The following is a 7215-nucleotide window of genomic DNA, read 5'->3' as shown; positions in this document are numbered from 1 at the left end:
ACCCCGAACCCCGCTCCGGCCGTCGCCGGGGCCGCCCTGCGGGCTCCAGCCGCGTCGCCGGGGAGCCGTCCGCCCGCGAGCGGATCGTCAGCTCGGCCCGCGCCGAGTTCGCCGCCCGGGGCTTCGACAAGGCGTCGATCCGCGGCATCGCCCGCGGTGCGCGGGTCGACCCCGCCCTGGTGCACCACTACTTCGGCACCAAGGAACAGGTTTTCGAAGCGGCGGTGGAGAAGGCGTTCGCGCCCGCCTTCGGGGCTCCGGACGAGGTCGCCGCGGCCGAGCGCGGCCAGGCGGGGGAGCGGATGACCCGCTTCGTCTTCGGCCTGTGGGAGAACCCGGCGACCCGCGAGCCGCTGCTGGCGATCGTGCGCAGCGCGGTGAACAACGAGACGGCGGCGCGGATCTTCCGCGGCCTGGTGGCCCGCAACCTGGTGTCGCGGTTGGCGCAGTCGCTGCCGGGCCCGGATCCGCAGCACCGCGTCGAGCTCGCGGTGGCGCAGCTGGTCGGCACGGCGGTGCTGCGCTACGTGATCAAGATCGAGCCGCTCGCCTCCGCGCCCGTCGAGGACCTGATCGCGCAGCTCGCGCCCGTGGTGCAGCACCACCTCACCGGCGAAGGGGTCCCGGGCGCTCCGCCCGCCGGCTCCGCGGTCTGAGCGGGCCGGGCCGGCTCGCCGACGCCCGGTGTCTCATCATCCGGGCGCCACGTCCGCATCCTGGTCCGCGCGGCGTACGCTCGGACGTACCCTCGAAGCCCGGCCCCGCGCGACCGCGCCGCGGGCCGCGACGACGCACACCAGGGAGTGAGCCTGATGCCCGAGCTGAGGTCCCGCACCGTCACCCACGGCCGCAACATGGCGGGCGCCCGCGCCCTCCTCCGCGCCGCGGGCGTGGAGCGAGAGGACTTCGGCAAGCCCATCGTGGCGGTGTCGAACAGCTTCACCGAGTTCGTGCCCGGTCACACCCACCTCCAGCCGGTCGGCCGGATCGTGTCCGACGCGGTCAAGGCCGCCGGCGGCGTGCCGCGCGAGTTCAACACCATCGCCGTGGACGACGGCATCGCCATGGGCCACGGCGGGATGCTCTACTCGCTCCCCTCCCGCGACCTGATCGCCGACTCCGTGGAGTACATGACGGAGGCGCACTGTGCGGACGCGCTCATCTGCATCTCCAACTGCGACAAGATCACCCCGGGCATGCTGATGGCCGCGATGCGGCTCAACATCCCGACGGTCTTCGTCTCCGGCGGCCCGATGGAGTCCGGCACCGCCACGCTGGTCGACGGCACGGTCCGCAAGCTGGACCTGATCTCCGCGATCTCCGACTCGGCGAACGAGGCGGTCTCCGACGCCGACATGGCGCTCATCGAGGAGAACGCCTGCCCGACCTGCGGCTCCTGCTCCGGCATGTTCACGGCCAACTCGATGAACTGCCTGACCGAGGCCATCGGACTCTCCCTGCCCGGCAACGGCTCCACCCTGGCCACGCACACCGCCCGCAAGGAGCTGTACGAGGCCGCCGGCCGCACGGTCGTCGAGATCACCAAGCGCTTCTACGAACAGGACGACGACACCGTCCTGCCGCGCAGCGTCGGTTCCCGCGCCGCCTTCGAGAACGCCATGGCCCTGGACATCGCCATGGGCGGCTCGACCAACACCATCCTGCATCTGCTGGCCGCCGCACAGGAGGCGGGACTCGACTTCTCGATGCCGGACATCGACGCCCTCTCGCGCCGCATGCCCTGCCTGTCGAAGGTGGCGCCCAACGGCGCGTACTACATGGAGGACGTGCACCGCGCCGGCGGCATCCCCGCGATCCTCGGCGAGCTGTACCGCGCCGGTCTGCTCAACGAGGACGTGCACACCGTGCACAGCCCGTCGCTCGCCGACTGGCTCAAGCAGTGGGACATCCGCGGCGGGTCCCCCTCCGCGGAGGCCGTCGAACTGTTCCACGCCGCTCCCGGCTGCGTGCGGTCCGCGACCGCGTTCTCCCAGTCGAAGCGCTGGGACTCGCTGGACACGGACGCCGCCGGCGGCTGCATCCGCGACGCCGAGCACGCCTACTCCACCGAGGGCGGCCTCGCCGTCCTGCACGGCAACCTCGCCGCCGACGGCTGCGTCGTGAAGACCGCGGGCGTGGACGAGTCGGTGTGGACGTTCGAGGGCCCGGCCGTCGTCTGCGAGTCGCAGGAGGAGGCGGTCGAGAAGATCCTCGCCAAGCAGGTCGCGGAGGGCGACGTCGTCGTCATCCGCTACGAGGGCCCCAAGGGCGGGCCCGGCATGCAGGAGATGCTCTACCCCACCTCCTTCCTCAAGGGCCGCGGCCTCGGCGCCAAGTGCGCGTTGATCACCGACGGACGCTTCTCCGGCGGCACCTCGGGCCTGTCCATCGGACACGTCTCGCCGGAGGCGGCCTCCGGCGGCGTCATCGCGCTGGTCGAGGACGGCGACCGCGTCCGCATCGACATCCCCGGCCGCACCCTCGAACTCGACGTCCCCGAGAAGGAACTCGCCGCCCGCCGCGAGGCGCTGGCCGGCCGGTACGCCCCCAAGGCCCGCGAGCGCAAGGTGTCCACCGCCCTGCGCGCGTACGCCGCCATGGCCACCAGCGCCGACAAGGGCGCCGTCCGCGACGTGTCCCTGCTCGGAGACTGAGCGGCCCCGCGGCCCGCGCCCGCTCGGCGGACGGCGGGCCGGGGGCCCCGCGGGAGAGCCGGGAAGGGGAGCCGTCCGGACCGGCGGCATAATCGACACCATGAGCGACACCCCGCGCCCCGACGAGGACCCGGACCGGCCGCAGCCCCCGCCGATCCTCTTCTACGGCACCACCTGGGCAGACCACTCCGGCGGCTACACCGTCCGCCGCCTCGCCCTGGGCCTCGGCGCGCTGCTGCTCGCCGCCGTCGGCGCCCTCGTGCTGCGGCTGGCCTACCAGGGCCTGGGCGTCGCCCAGGTCGGCGACTGGGTGCGGGTGTCCACCGTCGTCGCCTTCGCGGTGTGCAGCTCGGTGGCCTTCACCCGCACGCTGTCCCGCTACCGCGCCCGCCCCGAAGGCGTCGACGAGGTCCGCGAACGCTCGATGCGCAGCATCCTGATCGTCGGCTTCCTCGGCGTCCTGCTCGCCTACGCGCTGCGCAGTCTGGTCGAGGCCCCGGGGGAGAAGCTGCTCCGCGCCGACCACGAGCAGGCCGTCAAGCGCTACGAACGCGCCCGCACCGCCCGCACCGGCAATCCGGCGAAACGCCGGCGCAAGCGCTGAACCGTCCGGCACGATGGGCGCCATGACGGCACCCCCGGAACCTTCGGCACGTGCCCTGGCCCGCTCGTTCGACTCCGTCGCCGCTCAGTACGGTTCGTCCCGCCCCGGCTACCCGTCCGCGCTGTTCGACGCCGTCGAGGACCTCGCCGGCCGCCCGCTGCAGGGCGCGGACGTGCTCGACGTCGGCGCCGGGACCGGCATCGCCTCGCGCCTGCTCCGCGACCGCGGCGCCCGCGTCACCGCCGTCGAACCCGGACCCGGCATGGCCGCCGAACTGCGCGCCGCCAGTCCCGGCCTGCCCCTCGTACGCGCCGACGGCGACGCCCTGCCGTGCGCCGACTCCTCCTTCGACCTCGTCGCCTACGCCCAGTCCTGGCACTGGACGGACCCCGACCGCTCCGTTCCCGAGGCGCTGCGTGTGCTCCGTCCCGGCGGCGCGCTGGCGCTGTGGTGGAACGTGCCCGACCCTGACGTTCCGTGGGCCGCAGAGCAGGAGGAACGGCTCGCCCGTGCACTGCCCGGATACCACGGTCCCGGCCTGAGGCACGAGGCCTCCGACATCCTGCACGGCCAGGGCCACCGGCCGCGCAGCGCCGCCGTGCACTGGGTGCGCCGGGTGCCGCTGGACGTCCACCTCGCGCACCTCGGGAGCCGTTCCTCCTTCGCGGTCCTCGGCCCGGAGGGCGCCCGGCCGGTGCTGGAGGCCGAGCGTGAGGCCCTGCTCGCGCACTTTCCGGACGGCGAGGTGCCGGAGGCGTACGTGGTCGACCTGCACGTCGTGATCCGCCCCGGGCGCCCGGCCGCGAGCGCTTAGGGGCGATCCCTGACCCTTCCCTGGTATCCGCCGCCGCCCGTGGATCCGTGGCTCCTCCCGTGGAACCGTCGAGATGACGGGCCGGACGTGCCCGCAGGAGACGAGGAGGCGGCGTGGGAGACCAGGCGGAGACGGTGTCGGGCGGTTACGAGATCGTCGGCGCGGTCGGCGCGGGCGGACTCTTCCTGCTGCTGATCGTCGTGGTGTGGCAGGTCGCGGCGACCTGGCGGGCGCGCATGCTCGCGGCGCGGGAGGAGCAGTACAAGCAGCTCGCGCACAAGTACGCACAGCTGCTGGAGGACAACGTCGCGCTGCACCGCCGCAGCATGGAGGAACTCACCGAGGCCCGGAAGGCGATCACCGGCGTCGAACGGTCGATGCGCGTCGTCGAGCGCGCGGACTGACTCCGCCCGGCCCTCGCCCCGGCGCACGCCGTCACCCGCTTGACGCCCGAGCGAGCGCAGGCGCATTATTCAACACATGATGAATAACTCCGGGGTACCCCCGTCCGCGCCACCGCCGGCCGCCGTCCAGGCACGCGACCTGCGCGTCGTCCGCGGCGGACGCACGGTGCTCGACGGCCTCGCCTTCGACGTCCCCGCCGGCACGGTCACCGGCCTCCTCGGCCCCTCCGGCTGCGGGAAGTCCACCCTGATGCGCGCCATCGTCGGCACCCAGGCCAAGGTCGCCGGCCGGCTCGACGTCCTCGGCGCCCCCGCCGGCTCCGCCGCCCTGCGCTCCCGCGTCGGCTACGTCACCCAGAGCCCGTCCGTCTACCTCGACCTGACGGCGCGCCAGAACCTCGACTACTTCGCCGCCGTCCTCGGCATCCCGCGCCGCGACCGGGCCGGCACCGTCGACCGCGCTCTCGCCGACGTCGACCTGACCTCGCACGCCGACGCGCTCACCGGAAACCTCTCCGGCGGCCAGCTCTCCCGCGTCTCCCTCGCCGTCGCCCTCCTCGGTACCCCCGATCTGCTCGTGCTGGACGAGCCGACCGTGGGCCTCGACCCCGTGCTCCGCCGCGACCTGTGGGACCTCTTCCACCGCATCGCCCGCGAACGTGGCGCCACCCTGCTGATCTCCTCGCACGTGATGGACGAGGCCGACCGCTGCAGCCGGCTGCTCCTCATGCGCGCCGGCCGCCTCCTCGCCGACGACACCCCCGACGCCCTGCGCGCACGCACCGCCACCACCTCCGTCGAGGACGCCTTCCTCCACCTCGTCGACGACGCCCGCGCCCAGGAAGAGGCGGCCCGCACATGAACATCCACCGCACCCTCGCCACCGCCCGCCGCGTCCTGCGGCAACTCGGCCACGACCCCCGCACCATCGCCCTGCTGCTCCTGGTCCCCCTGCTGCTCCTGACGCTCCTCCACTACGTCTTCGACAGCAGCCCCCGGGCGTTCGACGGGATCGGCGCCTCACTCCTCGGGATCTTCCCGCTGGTGACGATGTTCCTCGTCACCTCCATCGCCACCCTGCGCGAACGCACCTCCGGAACCCTGGAACGCCTCCTCGCCATGCCCCTGGGCAAGGGCGACCTGATCCTCGGCTACGCCCTGGCCTTCGGCACCCTCGCCGTCGTCCAGGCCGCCCTGGCCACCGGAGTCGCCGTGTGGCTCCTGGACCTCCAGTTCGCCGGCTCGCCCTGGCTGCTCCTGCTCATCGCCCTGCTGGACGCCCTCCTCGGCACCGCACTCGGTCTCTTCGTCTCCGCCTTCGCCGCTTCCGAGTTCCAGGTCGTCCAGTTCATGCCCGCGGTGATCTTCCCGCAGCTCCTGCTCTGCGGCCTCTTCGCCCCGCGCGACACCATGCAGCCCGCCCTGGACGCGGTGTCGGACGTGCTGCCCATGTCGTACGCCGTCGACGGCATGAACGAGGTCCTGCACCACACCGACCTCACCGGCGACTACCTGCGCGACGTGATCGTCGTCGCGGGCAGCGCACTGCTCGTGCTCGCGCTGGGCGCCGCGACCCTTCGGCGGCGGACGGCCTGACGGACGGGACGGCCTCTGCCCGTGCCCCGTCCCGGCACCCGGAACGCACGCCCGCCCGGGTGCCGGAAGTGCGACGATGAATGCCGGACGCCGTCGGACGAGGAGCGCAACCAGCCATGACCCAGAAAGTCGCCGTTCTCGGTGCCGGCAAGATCGGCGAGGCCCTGCTCTCGGGCATGATCCGAGGCGGCTGGCACCCCTCACACCTCCTGGTCACCGCGCGCCGCGAGGAACGCGCGGAGGAACTCCACGTCCGCTACGGCGTCGAGTGCGTGACCAACGCCGACGCCGCGAAGAACGCCGACACGCTGATCCTGACGGTCAAGCCACAGGACATGAGCACCCTCCTGGACCAGCTGGCCCCGCACGTCCCGGCCGACCGCCTCGTCGTCAGCGGCGCGGCCGGTACCCCGACCACGTACATCGAGGAGCGACTCACCTCCGGTACGCCCGTGGTGCGGGTCATGACCAACACCCCGGCACTCGTCGACCAGGGCATGTCGGTCATCTCCGCCGGCACCCACGCCGACGAGAGCCACCTCGCCCGTACGGAGGAGATCTTCGGCGGCGTCGGCAAGACGCTGCGCGTCCCGGAGTCCCAGCAGGACGCGGCGACGGCGCTCTCCGGCTCGGGGCCCGCGTACTTCTTCTACCTGGTCGAGGCGATGACCGATGCGGGCATCCTGCTCGGGCTGCCCCGGGACAAGGCCCACGACCTCATCGTCCAGGCCGCCATCGGGGCTTCCCAGATGCTGCGTGACAGTGGCGAACACCCGGTCACACTGCGGGAGAACGTCACCTCGCCGGCCGGCACGACCATCAACGCCATCCGCGAGCTGGAGAACCACGGGGTGCGGGCGGCGTTCCTGGCCGCGATCGAGGCTGCCCGCGACCGCAGCCGCGAACTCGGTTCCGCCGACGCGAAGTGACCGGGCGTCAGTTCGACGCCCGGGGAGGTTTGAAGCAGCGAAGTGTGTGGTGTAGTGTTCATCGGGTTGCCACGGGGACCTCTGGCTCTCCGGGCGGCCGATTCCGCCGTCGTATGACGGCACCCACTACTCAGTGCGATCTCCCATCGGGAGTGATTTCGGCATGCCGGAATTTCTTTCGAAAGGCTCGATTTGGAGCCGGCGGGTAAATCCT

The 7215-nt window shown here is 72.6% G+C and carries 8 protein-coding genes; all 8 read left to right on the top strand.

What is annotated here, in order from left to right; translation table 11 throughout:
• On the top strand, positions 1-656 hold a 656-nt coding region (locus RM572_RS28435; protein ID WP_394813723.1), incomplete at its 5' end, for a TetR/AcrR family transcriptional regulator.
• Between the two features lie 156 nt (positions 657-812).
• Positions 813-2654 carry a dihydroxy-acid dehydratase gene (gene ilvD / locus RM572_RS28430; RefSeq protein WP_027764085.1) on the top strand — a complete coding sequence of 614 codons (1842 nt, stop codon included), beginning with the start codon at positions 813-815 and terminating at the stop codon, positions 2652-2654.
• A 100-nt stretch (positions 2655-2754) separates the two neighbouring features.
• A complete protein-coding gene (locus RM572_RS28425) occupies positions 2755-3258 on the top strand; it encodes a hypothetical protein (protein ID WP_311676252.1) in 504 nt (167 codons plus the stop codon).
• A 22-nt stretch (positions 3259-3280) separates the two neighbouring features.
• Complete coding sequence (locus RM572_RS28420) at positions 3281-4072, top strand: class I SAM-dependent methyltransferase (protein WP_311676251.1); 792 nt, start codon at positions 3281-3283, stop codon at positions 4070-4072.
• A 113-nt stretch (positions 4073-4185) separates the two neighbouring features.
• Complete coding sequence (locus tag RM572_RS28415) at positions 4186-4476, top strand: hypothetical protein (RefSeq protein ID WP_311676250.1); 291 nt, start codon at positions 4186-4188, stop codon at positions 4474-4476.
• A 76-nt stretch (positions 4477-4552) separates the two neighbouring features.
• Positions 4553-5338 carry an ABC transporter ATP-binding protein gene (locus RM572_RS28410; protein WP_311676249.1) on the top strand — a complete coding sequence of 262 codons (786 nt, stop codon included), beginning with the start codon at positions 4553-4555 and terminating at the stop codon, positions 5336-5338.
• Positions 5335-6072, top strand: a complete 738-nt coding sequence (locus tag RM572_RS28405; protein ID WP_311676248.1) for an ABC transporter permease — start codon at positions 5335-5337, stop codon at positions 6070-6072. The genes RM572_RS28410 and RM572_RS28405 overlap by 4 nt, the downstream gene beginning before the upstream one ends.
• A 116-nt stretch (positions 6073-6188) precedes the next feature.
• The gene (gene proC / locus RM572_RS28400) at positions 6189-7001 is read left to right on the top strand and encodes a pyrroline-5-carboxylate reductase (protein WP_311676247.1); all 813 of its coding nucleotides are present in this window, start codon (positions 6189-6191) and stop codon (positions 6999-7001) included.
• Positions 7002-7215: the final 214 nt, after the last annotated feature.

Origin of the sequence: Streptomyces hazeniae (genome assembly GCF_031845485.1) — a bacterium.
Classification (GTDB): Bacteria; Actinomycetota; Actinomycetes; order Streptomycetales; family Streptomycetaceae; genus Streptomyces; species Streptomyces hazeniae.
This window is presented reverse-complemented; position numbering and strand designations above follow the sequence as displayed.